This window comes from Microbacterium sp. EB106-03-03-XG65 (genome assembly GCF_058791955.1).
In genome coordinates this window covers 1,968,762-1,991,442 of the sequence record NZ_JBYTEB010000001.1, presented here as the reverse complement: position 1 = coordinate 1,991,442, position 22,681 = coordinate 1,968,762, and the positions used below count along the sequence as shown (strand labels likewise).

Below are 22,681 nucleotides of genomic sequence, written 5' to 3'. Positions count from 1 at the left end.
GAACGACACTAGCGCCCGGGCCGATCGTGCGCCATTCGAGACGACGAAAACCGGGGATCTTGCGCCCTCTCATCGACGAAGCCACGGATATTCCCCGAACGCCCACCACCAACGGAAAATCTGCGTTAAGAATGAGCATTCTTAACGCCGATCTCGCGTGGATGTCAGACGCCGCGCAGCGCTTCCCTGAGCAGGTGCATGAGAGCGCCGAGCTGTACGGGTTCGGCCGCGACCTCGTCGAGGGCCTCCCCGTCGAGCGCGCGTGCCGCCAGGCCCTGCTTCTGGTCGATGAGCTCTGCGATCTTCGCGTCGACGGTGTGCGCCGCGATGATGCGCCAGGCGGTGACGGGCTCGTCCTGTCCGATGCGGTGCACGCGGTCGATCGCCTGGGTCTGTTCGGCGGCCGTCCATGACAGCTCTGCGAGCACGACGTTCGATGCCGCCTGCAGGTTGAGTCCGACACCGGCTGCGGTGAGCGAGCAGACCGCGATGCCGACTCCCGGGTCGCCGTTGAAGTCGTCGATCGCCTGCTGCCGGGCGGTCGAGGTCTGGTCGCCTCTGATCGATACCGAGCGGATGCCGGCTGACGCGAAGTGCGCCTCCGCCTGATCCATCACGTCGATGTGCTTCGCGAAGAACACGACCTTCCCGACAGAGCGCTGCAGTTGTGCGGCGTAGTCGGCGGCGAGGTGAGCCTTCGCCTGACCGATTCGGCGCACCATGGTGAAGACATTGTCTCCGCCGGTTCCCGCCGCCTTCGACTCCTCGAGTTCGTTCTGCGCGACGAGCCGCACGATGTCCTCGTCGATCTCACCGGCGGCGACACGCGACGAACCCGCGGACGAGGTCCGCGCCTCGACGATCCGCCGATAGCGAGCGGCGAGGCGTTCTCCGAGCTCGCGCTCTGCATGGCGGATGCTGCGCCCGAACTCGTCGTCGAGCTGCACCGGCAGGTCGGCGATGAGCTTGTCCGGCAGATCGGCCGCGACGTCCTTCTTCTTGCGCCGCACGATCCCCATCGAGATCACCGCGTCACGCGCCTTGGGATAGAAGGCCTTGTCGGCAGGCGTCAGGCCCGTCGCCTCCAGCTTCTCCATGAGCTCCGGCCCGGGCTTCTCCCCCGTGGTCCAGTCCAGGAACCGCCAGATGGCGTCGAAATCCTCGACATCGTTGATCAGCGGCGTTCCGGTCAGCGCCAGCAGGAGCGGCTTGCCTCCGGGAGTGCGTTCCCGCACTCGCGATGCCAGTGTGAGCACGTTCTGCGAGCGCTGCGAGCTCAGGTTCTTGATGAAGTGCGCCTCATCCACGACCATCCCCCGAAGACCGATGGAGGCCAGCCACGACATATGGCGATCGAGGATCTCGTAGTTCACGATGAACACGTCGGCGAACGCATCGATGTCGGTGCCGTCACCCTGGATGACGGTGGCACGACGCTGCGGAGTCCAGCGCGCGACCTCGCGCGCCCAGTTCATCTTGACGACGTTCGGCACGACGACGAGCAGCGGGTACGCCTCTGCGACCGACGCCGCGAGCACGGACTGCGCCGTCTTGCCGAGACCCGGCTCGTCTGCGAGCAGGAAGCTGCGGTGCCCGGCTCGGACCGCTTCGAGGAAGCGGGACTGGTGCACCATGACCTCGAGGCCCTTGGGCGACACATGGTCGTACTCGGGAGCGGGCGGCAGATCCATGCTCGCCGCCGATCCCCCTGCGCCGGTTTCGAACGCCTTGTAGAGCGGGCCCATCAGCTCCCAGCCGTCGAGGCGACGGCGAGGTGTCGTGGTCGACCTGGGCGTGAGGTCGGGTGCCAGGAACGGGTTCGCGAGCTGCCGAGCCTCGACGGACGGCGGGGTGACCTGACGTTCAGCGATCGCGGCCGGAACGACCGGCATCTGCACCGGCGCGATATCCGCGATGATCAACTCTTCGGGAGCGAGCTCCGCACCCGACTCGAGCAGCCAGTCACGTCGCATGCGCTTCGCCACGGGCGAGGTGGCCTGATCGGCCTCGAGAAGCTGGATCAGCGAAGTGTCGCGTGCGGCGGTCTTCGCGAGGATCGTCGCCACGCCGTCGAGCCGCTTGAGCAGCTCCGCCCGAGCGCCATCGGCGATCTCGGTGTCGGCCTTCACCCGTGCGCGCTCCTCGCGCACGAGGAACGCGATCACCTGGAACTTCACCCGATTGGTCGGGCCCAGCTTGCCGCGCTGGGACTTGGCCTCGATCTCGCGCACCTTGCGCGCGAGGATCGGGATCAGCGGTGCCTCGTCGTCACGACGAGATGTCTTCTTGCGCCGCGTGGCGGCGGTTGCCGTGGTCGGCATGCTCCTCCTGAGCGTGAAGGCCGAGGTATCGAGGGGATACGACGGCCGTTCTCGATGTCCGCGTGTGGCGTGAGCCAGGACCGTACGAACAGTGGTTCCGGTTACCGACGATGCGAGTTACGACTCGCGAGATCGACGACGACCGCTGCTCATACTATGCCATCACGTCGCGCGGGCGCTGAATCCGTCACGGAGAGTTGGGTCGCCGTTCAGGCCGTTCCGACCGCGAGGACGCGCTCCGCATCCGCGACGTCTGCCGCCATCTGCACCATGAGCTTTTCGACGCCCTCGAACGCGACCATCCCGCGCAGCCGTTCGACGAACTCCACTGTGACGTCGTGTCCGTACAGATCGAGGCCCGTCTCGCCGAGCACGTGCGCCTCGACCTGACGCTCGAGGACGTCGTCGAATGTCGGATTCGTCCCGACGGAGATCGCCGCGGGATGCGTGATCCCGGTCGCGTGATCGTGCAGCCAGCCGGCGTAGACGCCGTCGGCGGGCACGAACGAGTCCACCGAGGCCGAGAGGTTCGCTGTCGGGAACCCCAGCTCCCTGCCGCGCTTGAGGCCATGAACGACCTCACCGCGGACGTCGACGTTCCGCCCCAGTACTCGGGCGGCCATCGTGACATCGCCGTCCATCAGCAGCTCGCGGATCCAGGTGGATGACACCCGTCGGTCCGAGCCCTCGAGGAAGACGTCGTCGACGACCTCGACCGCGAAACCGTGGACCGGTCCGAGCTGACGCAGCAGAGCGGGGGTTCCCGCGCCACCACGACCGAACCGGAAGTCTTCCCCCACCAGCACCGTCGAGACGTGCAGGGCGCCGACGAGGATGTCGACCACGAACTCCTCGGCGGTGCGCGAAGCCAGCTCCGCGTCGAAGGTCAGGAGCAGCGTGGCGTCGAGCCCGAGTTCGCCGAGCAACTCGATCTTGCGCCCGACGGTGACCACGTTCTCTGGGCAGCGATCGGGCCGGAGCACGGCGAGCGGATTGCGGTCGAAGGTCACGGCCACCGAGCGTTCGCCGGTCTGAGCCGCCTTCTGCTTGAGCCGGTCGATCACCGCGCGGTGACCGGCGTGCACACCGTCGAACTTGCCGATCGCGACGACGGACGGGCCGAAGTCGGCCGGCACCGAGTGCGGATCGCGGAAGACGATCATGCCTTCACCTCGGATCGCTCGCTGTCGGCCGCACGACGAGCGGGGCGATGAGTGCGAAGCCACCAGATTCCGAAGGCCGGGAGCACGAGCGGGATGAACAGGTATCCACGTCCGAACATCGACCACACCGTGTCGTGCGGGAAGAGATCGGGGAAGAACACGCTCAGCGCGCCCACCACGATGACTCCGGTGAGCTCGAAGACGATCGCGATCCACGCGACGGCATACCACCCGCGCTTGTTCGCGAGAACGAGCGCGAGGGTCGCGAGCACGTACACGGCGGCGGCCAAGGCCGACAGCGAGTACGCGAGGGGCGCCTCGTCGAACTGACGGAAGATCTGCACGAAGCTTCGTCCCGTCGCAGCGAGCGCCATGACGGCATAGACGATCACGAGGACACGGCCGATGCCGGTCATTCGCGAAGTGGGGACGGAGGTGCTCATAGCTCCGTCCATTCTAGGCGCGGCCCAGCGGTTCCGGATGCGTCCGGGCCGTCCGCGGTCATGCGATCTGAACGGTCCAGATGACGTGCATGCGCCACACCATGATCGCGACCGCGAACGCGGCCACGCCGAGGATCACGGTGCTCCACCTGCTGCGCTCCATGAGTGCCCAGAGCACCGCCCCGACCGGCAGCAGGACGGCCGAGACGAGATAGACCCAGTACTCGAGCAGGTCGCCGGTGGGCGGGTTGCCCGCGAGCGGCGCGACGATGGCGGCCACCACCTGCGCGATCAGCAGGAGCTCGACGAGCGCCAACGCACCCACCGAGAAGTCGCTCGGCCGGCGACCGACGAGCCCGAGGATCAGGCAGACCGTTCCCGCGACGACGGCGACGACGATCTGCACGACGGTGAACCAGAGGATCATCGCGCGCCCTCCGGCATGTTCATGGCGCTCTTGAGGTCCGCCCCGCGCTTCTCGACCACCCCGACGAGTATCCCTTCCTCGTCGACCGCTGCCGCCAGAGCGTCGCTCAGGCGGGACGCCTGCCCGGCCAACCGCTTTCCGTGCCGCAGATCCGTCGCGTCCGCCGCGGACACCTCGAGCACGTCCAGCACGCGGGCTGCGGCAGCGGCCGGAGTCATCAGGCCCGCACCGTCGAGGTCATCGATTCCCACGGCATCCGCGACGTCGAAGTTCCCCACGCGCGAGCGCCGCAGCGCAGTGAGATGACCTCCCACGCCGAGATCGGCGCCCAGGTCCCGAGCCAGCGAACGGATGTACGTGCCCGATGAGCAGTCGACGACGACATCGAGGTCGATGAACCCGGCGCCCTCGCGACGGGAGAGCACCTCGAACCGGGAGACGGTCACCTCGCGAGCGGCGAGCACGACTTCCTCCCCTGCGCGGACGCGGTCGTATGCACGGCGGCCATCGACTTTGATCGCCGAGACCGAGCTCGGCACCTGTCGGATCGCGCCGGTGAGGGTCCGCACACCTGCGGCGATGTCGTCGGCGCTCACGGCGGCCACCGCATCCTCCGATGCGCGGCGGAGCGTCTCGCCCTCCGCGTCGTCGGTACGCGTGGTCTGGCCCAGCCGGATGGTCGCCGCGTAGGTCTTGTCCGCACCGACGACGTAAGTGAGCAGACGCGTCGCACCTTCGACTCCGATCACCAGCAGCCCGGTGGCCATGGGATCCAACGTGCCGGCGTGGCCGACCTTGCGGGTGCCCAATGCGCGCCGAGTGCGGGCGACCACATCGTGGCTGGTGAGTCCAGCCGGCTTGTCGACGAGAAGGATGCCGGGTGAGACCATCCCTCCAGGATACGGTGCCTCGAGCCCGGCCCCGGAACGGGTGGCGACCGGCCGCATTCGCATAGGCTGTGGGCTGTGCCTCCGAACACGCGTCCCGCTGATGAGCTGGTGGCACCCCTGATCGACTGGTACCGCCGGTCTGCACGGGATCTGCCGTGGCGTCGTCCGGATTTCCACCGGGAGTACGGCGCCTGGGGAACCCTCGTCAGCGAGTTCATGCTTCAGCAGACTCCCGTGAACCGGGTCATCCCCCACCTCGCGGCATGGCTCGATCGCTGGCCCTCAGCCGTCGATCTCGCCGCCGCGACCCCCGCCGAAGTCGTGCAGCAATGGGCGAACCTGGGCTACCCCCGCCGCGCGCTCTGGCTGCACCGCGCAGCGATCGAGGTCACGCGACGACATGGCGGCGTCGTGCCGCGCGACGTGGAATCGCTGCTCCAGCTGTCGGGCATCGGGGACTACACGGCGCGGGCCGTGGCCGTCTTCTCGTACGGAGACCGCCACCCGGTCGTCGACACGAACACACGGCGGGTGCTCGCGCGCGCTGTGCTCGGCCAGTCCCAACCAGGATCACCCTCGCGACGCGACCTCGAGCTGATGGAATCGCTCCTGCCCGGAGGCGATGCCGAATCAGCCGTGTTCAATGCGGCGGCGATGGAGCTGGGTGCGGTCGTCTGCACCGCGCGGGCCCCGCGCTGCGAATCCTGCCCGTTGGCGGGCAGCTGCGCCTGGCTGGTCGCAGGACGGCCCGACACCGGCGACACCCGGCGACGGCAGGCGGCCTATGAGGGTTCGGATCGGCAGGCCAGAGGGGCAGTGATGCGCGCCCTGCGCGCGGCATCACCGCACCAGGTTCCCCTCGACGCCGTGATCCCGGAATGGGCCGATCCGCTGCAGCGGGACCGGGCGATCGACTCACTCATCGCCGATGGGCTCGCTGAAGCCGACGGCGAGATGCTGTCGCTCCCCCGATGACGGCGGTCTCAGGCGACTCACACGTACTGTCCGATCCGGTGTGCGAGCACCGTCAGCTCCACGCGCGTGCGCACCTCGAGCTTCGTGAACACCCGACCGAGATGCACCTCGACCGTGCGCACGGACACGTGAAGAGATTCCGCGATGTCTCGGTTGGACGCGCCTGCCGTCGCCAGCATGGTCACCTCGAGCTCGCGGGCCGTCAACATGGGCTCCCAGATGCGACGAGACGTCGCGAGTGGGTCCGCCGAGGCGAGACCGGCCCCGTCATCCGCGTGAATCCGCGCGAGCCGGGCACCCACGGCGCGCGCCCACGCCCGAGCTCCTGACACCTCCAGCAGGTTGCGCGCGGCTTCGAAGTGCTCCCGCGCGCGGGTGACGTCCCCGGTGATGAGACAGCGGGCGCCGATCATCGCCTCCACCCTGCCCCGTGAGAACGGCGATGGCAGTGTCTTCGCCGCTTCGACGACCGCTGCGCGCTCGGACCGCCATTCCTCGTCGGAGCAGCTCAACATCCGCACCCGGAGTTCCTGCGCGAGCGAGATCCCCGGAGGCTCGATTCGACGCTGGCGCGAACCGGCACGATCTCCCACCAGGACCGCCTCCTCCAACCCGGGGACAGACAGCGTGGGTTGAGGGGCTCCCGCATCACGCCAGAGCCGCATACAGGCGGCGGCCTGCTCGAAGGACCCCGCGAGAAAGGCTTCGATGCCCCTGTCCACCAGCTCGTCGATGCGCATGGCAGCCGGCAGTACAGCCGTGAGTGAGCGAGCGAACGGGCCGAGGTGCCCGAGGACTGCGAGGTCGAGTCGACGTGCCACGACAGCGGCGAGCCCCGCGAAAGGAATCGTCACGGGCAACTCCACGGATGCGCTCATGAGCTTCGCACGCGCGGTGCCGATGTCGCCGCCCCACATGAGCAGAAGCACCTCGACGATCGCCCGATAGGCGGCGACGAGAGGACTGCGCTCGAAGCCTGCGACGAACGGATCCGCGTCGATCCCGATCCCCGAGTCTCCCGCGGCCAACGCGCGCAGCGCGCCATCGATGTCTCCGTCCATCGCTGCGTGGAATGCGCGCAGCATTCCTCCTGTGAGGGGTCCCGCGCCCGTGATATCCGCGTCGACATCACGGTCGCCTGCGATGAGCCAGGCGAGAGCGACGACCGGGTCGCGCAATCGCACACCGGCGGCCGTCTTGCCCGTGCCTTCCCGGAGCGCGTCGATCCAGGAACGCATCCCCTCCCGGTCTCCGCGCTCGGCGCACAGCACGGCGGCGAAGGCGGCTGCCCGGGCCCACAGATACCAGTCATCCAGGCCACCGCCCTGCGGGCGGAGAGCGGCGGGGTCCACCTGTGGCACCGCCCCCTGCAGGTGGGCCTGCGCGATGAGCATCCCTCCCAGCGCACGCAATCGGTGCGGCTCTGCCCCGTCGGGGAACAGCCCACCGAGCCGGTTCACCGCTTCGACCGCGAAGCCCGCCGCGATCGCCGACACTCCGGCCAGCGCAGCGGCCTCGTCACGTTCCGCGCCGGTCGCGTGCACCGCGGCCTCGGTGGCGAGATGCATGGCTCGCTCGTTCGCGCCCGCTTCGGAGAGCTCGCGTGCGACGCGCGTCAGCTCGGCAGCGGCGTCAGGCACGCCGTGGACGGATGCGCGCGCACGATGCCAGGCGGCGTCCACGCGCTCGCCACGCGCCTGGAAGACCAGATGCAATCGGGCGTGCACACGCGCCGCCGCTGAGGGCCCGGTGGTCGCTCGCAACCAGATCGCGAGGCGCGGATCAGCGAGGCGCACGCGGCCCGCGTGGATGTCGAGCAGTTCCGACACCGCGCACACCGCAAGGTCATCGGCCGAACGCCCGTCGAACTCGAGCAGCGGCCCGAGGCGATCATCCAGCCGCATCGATACCGCGGTGAGGAGGTCCCGGTCACGCGGCGCGAGTTCCAGGCCGGTGAACATGGCCGCGATCGAATCGGTCATGGGTAGCGGCGAGGGCAGCGGCCGCAGGCCGTGGCGCTGCTGTCGATCGAGCATCCCCGCCACCGCGCGGATGCTCGAGACGTCGGCAGTCACTTCGGACACGATCCGTGCCACGACATGCGGGGCCGATCCGAGATCGTGAGCCAGGAGATCCTCGAGGATTCCCTCGAGGATCTCGATCGTCACGGAAGGCGCGATGCGCGCACCAAGAACGTCGATTCCGAACCCCCCAGTCCGAACGAGCATGCGCTCGTCAGGCTGAGATTATCAAGGCTCCAGACCGGTTCTGCCGACGTGCTGGTATATCACGCCGAGGCGTCGTCGTCTTCCTGACGAACGTAGGGATCGGCGTCTCCGGCGTGCGATGCCGACGACGCCAGCTTGGCCACATCCGCATCACGCTGCTGCGCCTCACGCAGAAGCGCCGAGATGTGATCGGCGTTCTCGGGCAGAGCGTCCGGGATGAACTCGAGCGTCGGCACCAGGCGGGTGCTGAGCTGCTTTCCGACCTCGCTGCGCAGCATTCCGGTCGCCGAGGTCAGCGCCGCTCCGCTGGACAGACGCTCCTCCTCAGTGCCCAGAACCGTGTAGAACACCGAAGCGTGCTGCAGGTCACCGCTCACGCGGACATCGGTGATGGTCACGAAACCGAGCCGCGGGTCGCGCAGCCCCTTCTCGAGTCGCTCAGCGAGGATCACACGAATGCGATCGGCCAGTCGGGCCTGTCGTTCACCAGCCATTGTTCTCTCCCTCTACGTGCTCTTCGGGCGGGGGTGCGTGATGCACCCCCGCCCGAAGATATCGAACTCGATCAGCCGCGCGGCTTCTCGACCAGCTCAGTGGTCTCGATCTCGTCGCCGATCTGGATGTCGTTGAACTTGCCGAGGCCGATACCGGCCTCGTAGTCCGTGCGGACCTCGGTGACGTCGTCCTTGAAGCGACGCAGCGACTCGATGGCGAGGCCATCGGCGATCACCACACCGTCGCGGATGACACGAGCCTTGGCGTTTCGCGTGATCGTTCCCGAGCGCACGATGACACCCGCGATGTTGCCGAACTTCGAGGAGCGGAACACCTCGCGGATCTCGGCGACACCCGACTGGACCTCTTCGTACTCCGGCTTGAGCATGCCCTTGAGCGAGCTCTCGATCTCGTCGATCGCGTTGTAGATCACCGAGTAGAACCGGATGTCAACACCTTCACGCTGTGCACGCTCGCGCGCCTTCGTGTCGGGGCGGACGTTGAAGCCCACGATGATCGCGTTGTCGATCGTCGCGAGGTTGACGTCGGACTCCGTGATCGCACCGACACCGCGGTGGATGATGCGGAGCTGCACCGAGTCGTCGACCTCGATCTTGAGCAGAGACTCCTCGAGTGCCTCGACGGCACCCGAGACGTCACCCTTGATGATGAGGTTGAGCGACTCGACCTTGCCCTCTTCGAGAGCACGGGTGAAGTCCTCGAGCGAGATGCGCTTGCGGGCCTTGGCCAGCTGAGCGTTGCGCTCGACGGCTTCACGCTTCTCAGCGATCTGACGGGCCATGCGGTCTTCCTCGGTGACGATGAAGACGTCGCCGGCGCGCGGCACGGAGTTGAGACCCTGCACCTGCACCGGTCGCGACGGGTAGGCCTCGAGGACCTGCTCGCCGTTCTCATCGGCCATCGCACGCACACGACCGTAGGCCGTGCCGGCGACGATCGCGTCACCGATGCGCAGAGTTCCGGACTGGATCAGCACCGTGGCGACCGAACCGCGACCCTTGTCGAGCTTCGCCTCGATGGCGACACCGCGAGCGGCCTTGTTCGGGTTCGCCGTGAGGTCGAGACCGGCATCGGCGGTGAGCAGCACCGCATCCAGGAGTTCCTGGATGCCCGTGTTGGCACGAGCCGACACGTCGACGAACATGACGTCTCCGCCGTACTCCTCGGCGACCAGACCGTACTCGGTGAGCTGCTGACGGACCTTGGCCGGGTTGGCGTCGGGCTTGTCGACCTTGTTGACCGCGACCACGATCGGCACGTTCGCCGCCTGGGCGTGGTTCAACGCCTCGACCGTCTGCGGCATGATGCCGTCGTCGGCCGCGACCACCAGGATCGCGAGGTCGGTGACCTGCGCGCCACGGGCACGCATGGCGGTGAACGCCTCGTGACCGGGGGTGTCGATGAAGGTGATCGCGCGCTCGATGCCCTCGTGCTCGGTCCAGACCTGGTACGCACCGATGTGCTGGGTGATGCCGCCGGCCTCGCCCTCGATGACGTTGGTCTGACGGATCGCGTCGAGGAGTCGGGTCTTACCGTGATCGACGTGACCCATGACCGTGACGACGGGGGGACGGATCTCGAGGTCGTCTTCGCTCTCCGCCTCCAGCTCGGCCTCGAGGTCGAGACCGAAGCCCTCGAGGAGCTCCTTGTCCTCGTCTTCGGGCGAGACCATCTGGATCTTGTAACCGAGCTCTTCACCCAGGACCTCGAACGTCGCCTCGTCCAGCGACTCGGTGGCCGTGGCCATCTCGCCGAGGTTGAAGAGGATCGTTACGAGGGTTCCGGGCTGCACCGTGTAACCGGTCAGCGTCTCGATCTTGTCGGCGAAGTCCGCGATGGACGCGCCGCGGCGCATGCGGATGATCTCTCCGTTGCCGCGGGTGACATTGACGCCACCGACGACCGGAGCACTCCGCATCTCGAACTCTTGCCGCTTCGCCCGCCGCGACTTGCGCTGCTTGCTCTTGCCGCCGCCCTTACCGAAGGCACCTGCGGTACCTCCGCCGGGTCCACGACCGCGACCGCCGCCGCCACCGGGACGACCGGCGAAGCCGCCACCGCCACCGGGACGAGCACCGGGGCCACCACCGGGTCCACCTGCACCGCCGGGACGGCCGGGACCGCCAGGACGCTGCTGGAACGGAGCACCGGGACGACCACCCTGGCCACCGCGCGGAGCGCCGGGACGAGGGGAACCGGGGCGAGGAGCACCCGGACGCGGAGCGCCGGGACGCGGAGCCTGCGGACGCGGGATGTTGCCGGGCGTCGGGCGCTGGCCCATGCCCTGCGCGGACGCGAACGGGTTGTTGCCGGGACGCGGGCCCGTCGGGCGCTGGCCCATGCCCTGTGCCGACGAGAACGGGTTGTTGCCGGGACGCGGGGCGCCGGGCTTGGGCCCACCGTCGCCGGACGGCTTCGGAGACGCGTCGACACCCGATGCGGGAGTCGAGGACGCCGCCGGAGCAGACGCCTCGGCAGGTGCAGCCGCAGCCGGGGTCTCGACGGCCGGAGCCTCGGGAGCAGGCTTCGGGCCGGGCTTGGGACCGGGAACCGGAGCACCGGGCCTCGGGGCACGTCCGGGCGCAGCCGGCTTGGCACCGGTCGCGGCGGATGCCGCGGGCTTGGCTGCAGGAGCCGCCTCGGCGGACGCCTTCAGCGATGCATCGGACTCGATGGCAGCACGCAGCTTGCGCGCAACCGGCGGCTCGATGGTGGAAGAGGGGCTCTTGACGAACTCTCCGAGTTCCTTGAGCTTCGCAAGTGCGATCTTGCTGTCGACGCCGAGCTCGGCGGCGATCTCGTGTACGCGTGGTTTACCAGCCACAATTCTCCTGTCTGGGGTCGGTCCACCCAGACAGGGCAGACCACTAGTCGCGGACGGGTCTCATTTCGAGCCGTTCACTTTGTTTCCATAGCCGTTCAGCCTTTGTTTCTTGGTGGGTTCTGTTCGATGTTCCGTGTGTCCAGATCGCTGGACACCCGCAGTGCTCGTCCGAAAGCACGACGCCGCACAGCGGCATCCATGCATTCAGGTGTCGGATGGACCCACGCGCCTCGCCCCGGCAGAACTGCTCGCTCATCGAGAATGAGCGTGTCGTTCCGGCACACCACTCTGAGAAGAGCGGAGCGGGGAGCACGCGTGCGACAGCCGACGCACATTCGTACAGGTTCCATCTTACACCTCACTTCCCATCCGACTCGCGCGACGGCCGCGAGTCGGATGTGACGAGCGGTCAGTCGAGCACGCTGTCCGGCTGGATGTCGATCTTCGCGCCGGTGAGCTTGGCGGCGAGACGGGCGTTCTGCCCCTCCTTGCCGATCGCCAGCGACAGCTGATAGTCCGGCACCAGGGCGCGCACGGCCTTCGTGTTGGCATCGAGGATGAAGGCACTCGTGACCTTCGCCGGCGACAGCGCGTTGGCGACGAACGCCGCGAGCTCCGGATCGTGGTCGACGATGTCGATCTTCTCCCCCGCGAGCTCTTCCGTGACGGCGCGCACGCGGCGCCCCATCTCGCCGATGCAGGCACCCTTGGCGTTGATCGCCGGGTCGTTGGCCCTGACCGCGATCTTCGTGCGGTGACCGGCTTCGCGGGCGAGCGAGACGATCTCGACGAGACCGGCCGCGATCTCGGGAACCTCGAGCGCGAACAGCTTGCGGACGAGGCCCGGGTGCGTGCGGGAGACGGTGATCTGGGGACCCTTGAGTCCCTTCGCGACGCTGGTCACGTAGACGCGCAGGCGCGAGCCGTGCGTGTATTCCTCGCCCGGGACCTGCTCCTCCGGCGGGAGAATCGCCTCGACCGCTCCGAGATCGACGTGGATCATCCGCGGGTTGGGTCCCTGCTGGATGACCCCGGCGACGATGTCGCCCTCCTTGTCCTTGAAGTCACCGAGCACGACGTCGTCCGCGATGTCGCGCAGACGCTGACTGATGACCTGCTTCGCGGCGAAGGCGGCGATGCGACCGAAGTCATCCGGCATCGCGTCCTCTTCGCCGATGATCGCGCCCTCTTCATCCTTGACCGCCTGCAGCACCGCGACATGACCGGTGCGACGATCGAGCTCGACGCGCACGCCCTCGGGTGCGGGGCCGTCGGCGGAGACATGCTTGGAGTAGGCGGTCAGGATGGCCTGTTCGATGATCGAGACCAGCTCGTCGAAGGGGATCGCCTTCTCCTTCTCGATCCCACGCAGCAGACTCAGTTCGATATCCATGACGGCTCCCTATTCAGCTCTCGTCACGCGGGTGTGCACGCGTGACATCCGTACCACGATACCCTGTGCCCACCGCCCGTTGCCACGGAGGCGGCCGCACCGACGCGGTGCCGAGCACGCAGGAGGACTCAGTGACGACGTACGACACCATCGTGATCGGGGCAGGGATGTCGGGCGTGACGGCCGCGCGCATGCTCGCCGACGCCGGAAGCGACGTCGTGGTCTTGGAGGCGCGGGACCGCATCGGCGGTCGGATGCACACCGATCGTGCGGCTGCCTTCCCCGTAGACCTCGGCGCGTCATGGGTCCACGGCATCGACGGCTCGCCGCTGTGGGACCTCGTGCAGGCGCTCGGCATCCCCACACTCGAATACACCGTCGGCAGCTTCCAGGCCGGAGGCCGGCCGGTCGAGAACTTCGACGGGGAGGGCAGGGCGATGGATGCCGCGAGCACTTCTCAGTGGGTCGCCGATGTCGAACGGGCGGATCTGCTGCTGGCAGAGGAGATCACCAGGTCCTCCCCCGGTGACACCTATCTCGATGTCACGGAGCGTGCGCTCGACAGCTCGGGATTCGACCCCGAGCGCATCGACGAGATCCGCGAGTTCTTCCGGCACCGCGTCGAGGAGCAGTGCGGCGCATGGATCGGAGACCTCGACGCCCACGGGCTCGATGAAGACGCGATCGACGGCGATGAGGTCATCTTCCCTCGCGGATACGACGAGCTGCCCCGGCGCATCGCCGCCGGTCTCGACATCCGGCTCGGGCACGTCGTCACCCGCATAGCGCGGACCGACGCAGGCGTGACCGTGTCGACCGCGAACGGAGAGTTCTCGGCCCGCACCGCGCTGCTGACCGTGCCGCTCGGCGTGCTCCAGGCGGAGTCGATCGAGTTCACCCCTCCCCTGCCCGAGGCTGTCGCCGGGCCGATCGCACGACTGGGCATGGGAGTGTTCAACAAGGTGTTCGTGCAGTTCCCGGAGCGCTTCTGGCGCGAGGACAGCTACGTTCTCCGGGCGCTCGGCGAGGCGGGCGAACACTGGCACTCGTGGTACGACGTCTCGGCGATCAGCGGCATCCCGACGCTGCTGACCTTCGCCGCCGGCCCTTTCGGACGACGGATGCAGGAGCTGTCAGACGACGAGGTCGTCGCCGACGTCGTGACCGCCCTTCGGCGCCTGTACCCGGACGGCGTCGGCGATCCCACCGCTCAGTGGGTCACCCGCTGGGGGCAGGACGCGTTCTCGAACGGTTCGTACTCGCATCTCGCCGTGGGGTCGTCGCACCATGACCACGACGAGCTCGCCGGCCCTGTCGACGGAGTCCTGCACTTCGCGGGCGAGGCGACCTGGGGCGATGAGCCGGCCACCGTGGGGGCCGCCTACTGTTCCGGGCACCGTGCGGCCGAACGCATCCTGGGTCGGCCGGTGGCACTCGACGCGTTCGCCGCCGGCATCACTGCGCGGGAGCAGACTCCAGCGAGTTGATCGCCCGGATCAGGTGGAACAGGTTCCCGACCTGTCGCTGATCCAGATGCAGCGTGAGACGAGGGAGGTGCAGCACGTCGTCGTCCGCGACCTCCGGTGGCCGCGGAGAAGTCCGCTCGATCCGTCCGCTCACCAGCATGCTCGCGAATCGGTCGTTCAGATCCTCGAGCTCGGAATCGGTCGGTGCGACGCGCAGTCTGAGCACCAGGGAATCCCCCACCCACCGCAGCGAGTCGTAGTTGCGCCAGAACCCCGCGATCACCGCTGCCGCCGACTCGACCGAATCGGTGATGACCACGCGATCGAAGTCGCCCTCCGAGATCACTCCTGTCGGCGCGAGATCCTCGTCGATGAATCGCTTGAGCCCGTGCCAGAAAGTGCCTCCCGGCTCATCGAGCAGGACGATCGGCGTCGGCCCCGCCTTCCCGGTCTGCTGCAGCGTCAAGAGCTCGAACATCTCGTCGAGCGTGCCGAATCCGCCGGGCAGACAGATGAAGCCGCTGGATTCCTTGATCAGCATGAGTTTGCGGGTGAAGAAGTACTTCATCGCCACGACGTGCTCGCTCGCCGCGATCAGGCTGTTCGCCTTCTCTTCGAAGGGCAGCCTGATCGAGACCCCGAGCGAGAGCGCGGGGCCCGCTCCTTCCGCGGCGGCCTGCATGATTCCCGGCCCGGCTCCGGTCACGACCATCCACCCGTCCGCTGCCAGGGCGGCCGCGACATCACGAGCCTGCACGTAGAGCGGATCGTCCTGGCGGGTCCGGGCCGAGCCGAACACCGTGACCTTGGGCACGCCCTCGAACGGGGCGAACAGCCGGAAGGCATCCCGCATCTCCGCGAGGGCAGCGGAGGCGATCTTGAGATCGAGGCGGTCGGTTCCGTCCTCTCCCAGCTGCACAGCCGTGCGCATCATGCGCATCACCAGTCGGCGATCGGCCTTCACGCCGGCCTCATCGAGGACGTTGTTGATCTCGGCGCTCAATGTTTCCGGCAGCAGGTCGTCGGTCATACGCCCAGCCTGTCACGGGGCGCGGGTAGGCGGGTCGACGCAACGCCGCGACCTCCCCACCATGCGCGAAGCCCCGTGTCAACGCCCATGCGATGTCGGACGCCCTGGGGCACAGTGGCAGGATGACAGAGATCACTGGACCGGAAGCACTGGCGCGCGTGACCGAGCTCGTCGAGGACATCGACTTCACGATGCTGACGACGACCGACGACGACGGCAACCTCGTGAGCAGACCGATGTCGACCCGGCAGATGGACGACGCCGGCGATATCTGGTTCTTCACGGCTGAAGACACCGAGAAGGTCGAAGAGGCACGGGCTCACCGCCAGGTCGGCCTCGCCTATTGCGATGCCAAGGGCATGCGATACGTGTCGGTGGCCGGAAACGCCTCGGTCGTGCACGACCGCGCGAAGATGGAAGAGCTCTACTCGCCCTCGCTCGACATTTGGTTCGAGGACGGCCTCGACACCCCCGGCATCGCCCTCCTCAAGGTGACGCCGACGGTGACCGAGTTCTGGGAGCCCGCCAAGGGCAAGATCGCGATGGCCGCGGGAGCGCTCAAGGCCCTCGTGACCAAGGACACCCCCGATGACGACACCATGAATCACGGGCGCATCGTGCGCTGACGGGAAGACGCATCCTCGTAACGACAGGAATGCCGCGCACCGCATTCGCGGTGTGCGGCATCCTCGGTTCGCGGATCAGCGGCGGGTCAGGTGCTCCACTGCCTCGGCGACGGATACCGCACTGCGGTCGCCGGTGCGGCGATCCCACAGCTCGACCTGTCCCTCGGCGGCTCCACGGCCGACGATGACGATCTTCGGCACGCCGACGAGTTCCGCGTCACCGAACTTGACTCCGGGCGAGACCTTCGCGCGGTCGTCGTAGAGCACGTCGAGACCCGCGGCTTCGAGTTCGCCGGAGAGCTCGGCGGCCACGTCGAACGCCACCTGATCGCGTCCGGCGGCGACGACCTGCACGTCGAAGGGGGCGACCGACGCAGGCCAGATGAGACCCTTCTCGTCGTTGTTCAGCTCGGCGATGATCGCGAGGATGCGGGTGACGCCGATTCCATACGAGCCCATCGTGACCGTCACGAGCTTGCCGTTCTCGTTGAGCACCTTGAGCCCGAGCGCCTCGGCGTACTTGCGTCCGAGCTGGAAGACGTGTCCGATCTCCATGCCGCGCGCGAGCTCGACCGGACCGGAGCCGTCCGGAGCAGGGTCGCCCGCCCGGACGTTCGCGATCTCGACGATGCCGTCGGCGAAGAAGTCGCGACCTGCGACGACCGAGTGCGCATGCTTCTGATCGATGTTCGCGCCGGTGATCCAGCTGGTGCCCTCGCTCACGCGGGGATCCACGAGGTAGCGGATTCCGGTGGCGGACTCCTCTCCGAGGACGGCGCCGGTGTGCGACCAGGGACCGATATAGCCCTTGACGAGGAGCGGATTGTTCTCGAAGTCGTCGGCCGTGGCCGTCTCGACCTCGGCCGGAGCGAAGGCGACTTCAGCCCGCTTCTCGTCGACCTCCCGATCGCCGGGGATGCCGACGACCACCAGTTCACGGGTCCCGTCGAGGTGCGTGAGGGCGAGCACGACGTTCTTCAGCGTGTCGGCAGCGGTGTATCGCCCCTCCAGGTTCGCGTTCGCGTGTGCGACGAGCGTGTCGATCGTCGGAGTGTCGGGCGAGTCGAAGATCACGGGCCCGGAGTCCGCGTCGAACGGGATCGCCTCGGGGACGGCCGTCGTGAAGGCCTCGACGTTGGCCGCGTATCCCCCGGCGCTCCGGACGAACGTGTCTTCGCCGACCGGGGTGGGGTGCAGGAACTCCTCGCTCCGCGAGCCCCCCATCGCACCGGCATCCGCCTGGACGATGACGTACTCGAGGCCGAGCCGCTGGAAGATGCGCTCATACGCATCGCGCTGCGCCTGGTAGCTGACCTCGAGGCCCTCATCCGACGAGTCGAACGAATAGGCGTCCTTCATCGTGAACTCGCGGCCGCGGAGCAGACCCGCCCGGGGGCGCGCTTCGTCGCGGTACTTGTCCTGGATCTGGAAGAGCGTGAGAGGCAGGTCCTTGTAGGACGAGTACAGGTCCCTCACAAGCAGCGTGAACGCTTCTTCGTGAGTCGGCGCGAGCAGATAGTCGCCGCCCTTGCGATCCTGGAGGCGGAACAGCAGATCTCCGTACTCGTCCCAACGGCCGGTGGCCTCGTAGGATTCGCGGGGCATGAGCGCCGGGAAGTGCACTTCCTGAGCTCCGGCGGCTGCCATCTCCTCGCGGACGACGGTCTCGATCTTCGCCTTGACGCGGAGCCCGAGCGGAAGCCACGCGAAGATGCCCGCTGCCTGCGGTCGGATGTATCCGGCGCGGATCAGCAGCTTGTGACTCGCGACCTCTGCGCCTGCAGGGTCTTCGCGGAGCGTGCGGAGGAAGAAATTCGAAAGACGAGTGACCACCGGGCAAGTCTACTGACCGGCGGCCACTCGGTTTCGCGATGGATCAGTTGAGTGCGGGCAGTCCGTTCGGGATCACGCCGCCGGCGTAGAGGCTGGCCGCGAGGTCCTGGACAGCGGTGAGCGCGACCCGCTGAGGAAGGGGGCCGTAGGAGATGCGGGCGACGCCGAGCTTCTCGTACTCCGAGGCGGCCAGGGTTCCGGGGAGTCCGATGACACTGAGCTTGCCCTCGCCGAGACCCTCGACGAGCTGACGCGTGATGTTGGCGTCGAGCATGCCCGGCACGAAGACGGCCGTGGCGCCCGCGTCGAGGAACGCTCGGCCGCGCTGGATCGCATCGGCGACGCTCTCGGCGACGGGACGGTGCCCTGCGCGCACGAACGCGTCGGTGCGAGCGTTCAGGGCGAACGGAACACCCTCGGCCTCTGCGGCCTTGACGATCGCCTCGACCGCCGCGACCGACTCGTCGAACGGCTTGAGCCGATCCTCGATGTTGGCGCCGACGACACCGGCGCCGATCGCGAGCCGGGTCGTCTCTCCGGCGTCGCCATACCCGTCGTCGAGGTCGGCGGTCACCGGCACGGAGACGGATGCTGCGATGCGGCCGACCATGTCGATCATGATGTCGCGGGTGATCGTGCCGTCCTCGAAGCCGAACGAGGCGGCGATGCCGTGACCGGCGGTCGCGATCGCCTTCGTCTCGGGGAGCTTCGCGACGGCGCGGGCGGACACGACGTCCCACACATTCACGACGCGGAGGATCTCCGGAGCCTCGTAGAGTGCGAGCAGGGTCTGGGCTTTCGCAGCAGTGGTCATGTCCCCACGCTAACGCCCACCATTCCGGTCCGGGCCGGACGGACACGCCGAATCCGCGCACCCGACCCCGCGACCGCCGTCGACCGGCGCGCTCATCCTCGCGCAGCCGGGCGCCCTCATGACGCCCTCCCCTGCCGGCGACATAGTGTGGGGTCATGCCTCAGCGCCGATCTCACGTTGCACCGTCCGCCGCGCAGACCGAACTCGCTGCCGCACTCGCAGCGCTGCGGGAATCCGTGGGCGCCCCCGCGGATTTCCCTCCCGCAGTGCTGGCCGAGGCCGCGGCGTCGGAGGCGGCGACCCCGCAGATCGACCTGCGCGCCATTCCGTTCGCGACACTCGATCCCCGAGGCTCACGTGACCTCGACCAGGCCTTCCACCTCGAGCGACGGAACTCCGGATACACCGTGCACTACGCGATCGCCGATGTCCCGGGTTTCGTGGCACCCGGCGGTGCGGTCGATGCCGAGGCCCGACGCCGAGGGCAGACCCTGTATGCGGCAGACGGCACCATCCCGCTGCATCCGAAGGTGCTGAGCGAGGATCGCGCGTCGCTGCTGGCCGACGTGGATCGCCCCGCGCTCGTCTGGACCTTCGCCCTGGACGGCGCGGGAGTCGTCGAGAACTTCCGCCTCGAGCGCGCCCTGATCCGCTCGCGCGCCCAACTCGACTACGCCAGCACTCAGGCCGCACTCGACCGGGGCGAGGACGGCCCCGCGGCGCTGCTGCCCGAGATCGGTGCGCTGCGGATCGCGCAGGAGAAGCAGCGCGGCGGTGCGAGCCTCAACCTGCCGGACGAAGAGGTCGTGCGAGGTTCCGACGGGACCTACGCGATCGAACGCCGACACCCGCTCCCGGTCGAGGAGTGGAACGCTCAGCTCTCGCTCATGACGGGGATGGCCGCCGCGTCCGTGATGATCGACGCCGGGATCGGCATCCTGCGGACCATGCCCCAGCCCGACGAGAGGTCGTTCGACGCGTTCCGTCACCAGACGGAGGCGCTCGGTCGGCCCTGGACGACCGGCCGATACGGCGACTACCTTCGCGACCTGGATCGCGAGGACCCCATGACCCTTCCGATCCTCGAGGCGGCGGCGTCGCTCTTCCGCGGCGCCGGCTATCTGACCTTCGACGGCTCGGTGCCGCCCGATACCGAACAGGCGGCCATCGCCGCGCCCTATGCGCACGCCACAGCGCCCCTGCGCCGACTCGTCGATCGCTGGTCGCTGGCGATCTGCCTCGCCGTCTCAGAGGGGCGCGAGATACCGGGCTGGGTGCGGGAGTCGCTCGCCGAGCTCCCCGCGCTGATGCAGGAGTCGGGTCAGCGGGCCTCGCAGCTCGATTCCGCGACGATCAATCGCGTCGAGGCCGCGCTGATGACCCCTCTCGTGGGCACCACGGTCGACGCGACGGTGATCGAGCTCCGCGGCGAGCGGGCGACGGTCCAGATCGCCGATCCCGCCGTGACGGCATCCGCACCGATACCGGCGGGCGCCGTGCCCGGGACGGTCGTGCGGCTCGAAGTCGCACGCGTCGACGTCGGCCGAGGCGAGATCGAGTTCACCGCCTGAGGCTCCGGGTCCGCGAGCCTGCTGCCGCGCACCCCGGGTGACGGCCGGAGGCGAGAAGTGCAGGCAGCGTGCGAACGGTCTCAGGACGCGGGCACTGCTCTCGTCGTCATGACCAGCAGCTGCGGATCCGTCAGGTCGAGCGTCACAGAGATCGACACGAACTCGGCGAGAGTCGCCACGTGCGTGCCACCGCACAGGATCTCCGCGGTGCCTTCGGGGAGCTCGCAGTGCCAGCTGCGACGATCGACGATCGTCGGCCCCTCGGGCACGACACGACTCGATGCTCCGGATGCCACCCAATCGGCGAGTCGGGCGTTGATCGACGACTCGCGTTCGGCGAGGGTCGCCGCGAAAGTCTCGGTGTCGAATCCGGCACGGCGCAGACTCTTGCCCAGGCGGTACTCGTCGACCGCGCCGTCCTCGTGGATGCGGCTGGACTGATTGGCCCTGCCCTCGAAGTTCGGATTCCCGAGAGCATCCTCTCCCGGTTCCTTGCGCCAGAGGTCTGCGAGCGCCAGATCGAGCGCCAGCGATGCGAGGTGGCAGGCGGTGTGTCCCCGGCTGAGCCCCGCCCGCCGGGACGAGTCGACCGACAGATCCACTCGCGTGCCGGGAACCAGCCAGGACGGAGCCGCCTCCTCGAGCGGATGACCGACGAACCAGGTCCATCCTTCGGCACCGCGCTTCACCGGGATGTCGGACCCGACTGCGAAGTCGCCCTGGTCCGAGACCGCCGCCATCACCGCTTCGCTGACGCGCGCCGCAGACCCCTCGAGAGTGATCTCGCCGCTGTCGCCCGGCTGATCGGGCCACGTGTGGTCGACCGGGTGGAACGGTGTCGCGTCGACGACGACGACATCCCCCGCGGCTGTCGACTCGACCCGCGTGACGGTGCTCGAGCCCGAGACATCGCCGCCGGCGAAGGACACGACGGTTGACGAGGGCATGCGGCTCCTTGAGGTGTTCGGTTCAGTCCGTCCCTCGCTGCGGGGACGGCGATCGCGTCAGCGCGCGGGAGTGCTCCGCCGTCAGACGGTGACGACCTGGGCGGTGCCGAGCGGTGCCTCCGGCCCCATGTCGGCCGCGATCCGGTTGGCCTCTTCGATCAGCGTCGCCACGATGTCGGCTTCGGGAACCGTCTTGATGACCTCGCCCTTGACGAAGATCTGCCCCTTGCCATTGCCGGAAGCGACTCCCAGGTCGGCTTCGCGAGCCTCGCCGGGTCCGTTCACGACGCAGCCCATGACGGCCACGCGCAGCGGAACGGTCATGTCCTTGAGGCCTTCGGTCACGTTCTCGGCGAGCGTGTACACATCGACCTGCGCACGTCCGCACGAGGGGCAGGACACGATCTCGAGCTTGCGCTCGCGCAGGTTCAGCGACTGCAGGATCTGATGTCCGACCTTGACCTCTTCGGCGGGAGGCGCCGAGAGGGACACGCGGATGGTGTCACCGATTCCCTCGCCGAGCAGGATGCCGAACGCCGTGGCGCTCTTGATCGTCCCCTGGAACGCCGGACCCGCTTCGGTCACACCGAGGTGCAGCGGCCAGTCGCCCCGCTCGGCGAGCTGGCGGTAGGCCTTGACCATCACGATGGGGTCGTTGTGCTTGACCGAGATCTTGAAGTCGTGGAAGTCGTGCTCCTCGAACAGCGACGCCTCCCAGACGGCGCTCTCGACGAGCGCCTCGGCCGTCGCCTTGCCGTACTTGGTGAGGATGCGGCGGTCGAGCGAACCGGCATTCACGCCGATGCGCAGCGAGACGCCGGCGGCCTTCGCGGCCTCGGCGATCTTGCCGACGTTGCCGTCGAACTCGCGGATGTTGCCCGGGTTCACGCGCACTGCTCCGCAGCCGGCGTCGATCGCGGTGTAGATGTAGCGCGGCTGGAAGTGGATGTCGGCGATCACCGGGATCTGACTCTTCATCGCGATGATCTTCAGCGCGTCGGCGTCATCCTGATGCGGGACGGCGACGCGGACGATCTCGCATCCGGATGCCGTCAGCTCGGCGATCTGCTGGAGCGTCGCATTGATGTCCGTGGTCTTGGTGGTGGTCATCGACTGCACGGTCACGGGAGCATCACCGCCCACGAGCACCTTGCCCACCTTGATCTGGCGAGACTTGCGGCGCGGGGCGAGGACTTCGGGGATCTTCGGCATCC

General features: G+C 68.1%; 19 protein-coding genes. 4 read left to right on the top strand and 15 right to left on the bottom strand.

The features are described from left to right. Positions 1-164: 164 nt before the first annotated feature. The 5 genes from AC3WS6_RS09310 to truB all read right to left on the bottom strand — a co-directional run bounded on the left by AC3WS6_RS09310 (position 165) and on the right by truB (position 5,244). The gene (locus AC3WS6_RS09310; RefSeq protein WP_492500747.1) at positions 165-2,321 is read right to left on the bottom strand and encodes a DEAD/DEAH box helicase; all 2,157 of its coding nucleotides are present in this window, start codon (positions 2,319-2,321) and stop codon (positions 165-167) included. Between the two features lie 209 nt (positions 2,322-2,530). Continuing rightward, the gene (locus AC3WS6_RS09305) at positions 2,531-3,484 is read right to left on the bottom strand and encodes a bifunctional riboflavin kinase/FAD synthetase (protein ID WP_492500746.1); all 954 of its coding nucleotides are present in this window, start codon (positions 3,482-3,484) and stop codon (positions 2,531-2,533) included. Continuing rightward, positions 3,481-3,900, bottom strand: a complete 420-nt coding sequence (locus AC3WS6_RS09300) for a hypothetical protein (protein WP_492501478.1) — start codon at positions 3,898-3,900, stop codon at positions 3,481-3,483. The genes AC3WS6_RS09305 and AC3WS6_RS09300 overlap by 4 nt, the downstream gene beginning before the upstream one ends. Positions 3,901-3,985: 85 nt before the next feature. Beyond that, positions 3,986-4,354, bottom strand: a complete 369-nt coding sequence (locus tag AC3WS6_RS09295; protein ID WP_492500745.1) for a hypothetical protein — start codon at positions 4,352-4,354, stop codon at positions 3,986-3,988. Beyond that, a complete protein-coding gene (truB, locus tag AC3WS6_RS09290; protein ID WP_492500744.1) occupies positions 4,351-5,244 on the bottom strand; it encodes a tRNA pseudouridine(55) synthase TruB in 894 nt (297 codons plus the stop codon). The genes AC3WS6_RS09295 and truB overlap by 4 nt, the downstream gene beginning before the upstream one ends. Positions 5,245-5,319: 75 nt before the next feature. Between truB and AC3WS6_RS09285 the strand changes: the two genes are divergently transcribed. Beyond that, positions 5,320-6,219 (top strand): HhH-GPD family protein, encoded by a 900-nt coding sequence (locus tag AC3WS6_RS09285; RefSeq protein ID WP_492500743.1) that lies wholly within the window; start codon positions 5,320-5,322, stop codon positions 6,217-6,219. A 17-nt stretch (positions 6,220-6,236) separates the two neighbouring features. Here AC3WS6_RS09285 and AC3WS6_RS09280 read toward each other — a convergent pair whose 3' ends face one another. The 5 genes from AC3WS6_RS09280 to nusA all read right to left on the bottom strand — a co-directional run bounded on the left by AC3WS6_RS09280 (position 6,237) and on the right by nusA (position 13,180). Continuing rightward, the gene (locus AC3WS6_RS09280; RefSeq protein WP_492500742.1) at positions 6,237-8,387 is read right to left on the bottom strand and encodes a LuxR C-terminal-related transcriptional regulator; all 2,151 of its coding nucleotides are present in this window, start codon (positions 8,385-8,387) and stop codon (positions 6,237-6,239) included. Between the two features lie 119 nt (positions 8,388-8,506). Further along, the gene (rbfA, locus tag AC3WS6_RS09275; protein WP_492500741.1) at positions 8,507-8,941 is read right to left on the bottom strand and encodes a 30S ribosome-binding factor RbfA; all 435 of its coding nucleotides are present in this window, start codon (positions 8,939-8,941) and stop codon (positions 8,507-8,509) included. A gap of 71 nt (positions 8,942-9,012) precedes the next feature. Then, the gene (gene infB, locus AC3WS6_RS09270; RefSeq protein ID WP_492500740.1) at positions 9,013-11,787 is read right to left on the bottom strand and encodes a translation initiation factor IF-2; all 2,775 of its coding nucleotides are present in this window, start codon (positions 11,785-11,787) and stop codon (positions 9,013-9,015) included. A gap of 95 nt (positions 11,788-11,882) precedes the next feature. Continuing rightward, a complete protein-coding gene (locus AC3WS6_RS09265) occupies positions 11,883-12,122 on the bottom strand; it encodes a YlxR family protein (protein ID WP_492501477.1) in 240 nt (79 codons plus the stop codon). Positions 12,123-12,196: 74 nt separating this feature from the next. Then, complete coding sequence (gene nusA / locus AC3WS6_RS09260; RefSeq protein ID WP_201469502.1) at positions 12,197-13,180, bottom strand: transcription termination factor NusA; 984 nt, start codon at positions 13,178-13,180, stop codon at positions 12,197-12,199. A gap of 131 nt (positions 13,181-13,311) precedes the next feature. Here nusA and AC3WS6_RS09255 point away from each other — a divergent pair, with 131 nt between their 5' ends. Continuing rightward, positions 13,312-14,667 carry a flavin monoamine oxidase family protein gene (locus tag AC3WS6_RS09255; protein ID WP_492500739.1) on the top strand — a complete coding sequence of 452 codons (1,356 nt, stop codon included), beginning with the start codon at positions 13,312-13,314 and terminating at the stop codon, positions 14,665-14,667. On the opposite strand, the gene AC3WS6_RS09250 is transcribed toward AC3WS6_RS09255, so the two are convergent. Further along, on the bottom strand, positions 14,636-15,676 hold the full coding sequence (locus AC3WS6_RS09250) for an LOG family protein (protein ID WP_492500738.1): 1,041 nt from the start codon (positions 15,674-15,676) through the stop codon (positions 14,636-14,638). The genes AC3WS6_RS09255 and AC3WS6_RS09250 overlap by 32 nt on opposite strands. A 122-nt stretch (positions 15,677-15,798) precedes the next feature. Between AC3WS6_RS09250 and AC3WS6_RS09245 the strand changes: the two genes are divergently transcribed. Further along, positions 15,799-16,302 (top strand): pyridoxamine 5'-phosphate oxidase family protein, encoded by a 504-nt coding sequence (locus AC3WS6_RS09245; RefSeq protein WP_492500737.1) that lies wholly within the window; start codon positions 15,799-15,801, stop codon positions 16,300-16,302. 75 nt (positions 16,303-16,377) lie between these two features. On the opposite strand, the gene AC3WS6_RS09240 is transcribed toward AC3WS6_RS09245, so the two are convergent. Both AC3WS6_RS09240 and AC3WS6_RS09235 read right to left on the bottom strand, forming a co-directional pair. Then, positions 16,378-18,135, bottom strand: coding sequence for a proline--tRNA ligase (locus tag AC3WS6_RS09240; protein WP_492500736.1), 1,758 nt, complete (start codon positions 18,133-18,135; stop codon positions 16,378-16,380). A gap of 43 nt (positions 18,136-18,178) precedes the next feature. Continuing rightward, complete coding sequence (locus tag AC3WS6_RS09235) at positions 18,179-18,949, bottom strand: isocitrate lyase/PEP mutase family protein (protein ID WP_492500735.1); 771 nt, start codon at positions 18,947-18,949, stop codon at positions 18,179-18,181. Between the two features lie 155 nt (positions 18,950-19,104). On the opposite strand from AC3WS6_RS09235, the gene AC3WS6_RS09230 reads away from it, so the two are divergent. Next, the gene (locus AC3WS6_RS09230) at positions 19,105-20,520 is read left to right on the top strand and encodes an RNB domain-containing ribonuclease (RefSeq protein ID WP_492500734.1); all 1,416 of its coding nucleotides are present in this window, start codon (positions 19,105-19,107) and stop codon (positions 20,518-20,520) included. Positions 20,521-20,600: 80 nt separating this feature from the next. On the opposite strand, the gene AC3WS6_RS09225 is transcribed toward AC3WS6_RS09230, so the two are convergent. Both AC3WS6_RS09225 and ispG read right to left on the bottom strand, forming a co-directional pair. After that, on the bottom strand, positions 20,601-21,467 hold the full coding sequence (locus AC3WS6_RS09225; protein ID WP_492500733.1) for an alanyl-tRNA editing protein: 867 nt from the start codon (positions 21,465-21,467) through the stop codon (positions 20,601-20,603). Positions 21,468-21,548: 81 nt separating this feature from the next. Then, positions 21,549-22,679 (bottom strand): flavodoxin-dependent (E)-4-hydroxy-3-methylbut-2-enyl-diphosphate synthase, encoded by a 1,131-nt coding sequence (gene ispG / locus AC3WS6_RS09220; protein ID WP_492500732.1) that lies wholly within the window; start codon positions 22,677-22,679, stop codon positions 21,549-21,551. Between the last annotated feature and the right edge of the window lie 2 nt (positions 22,680-22,681).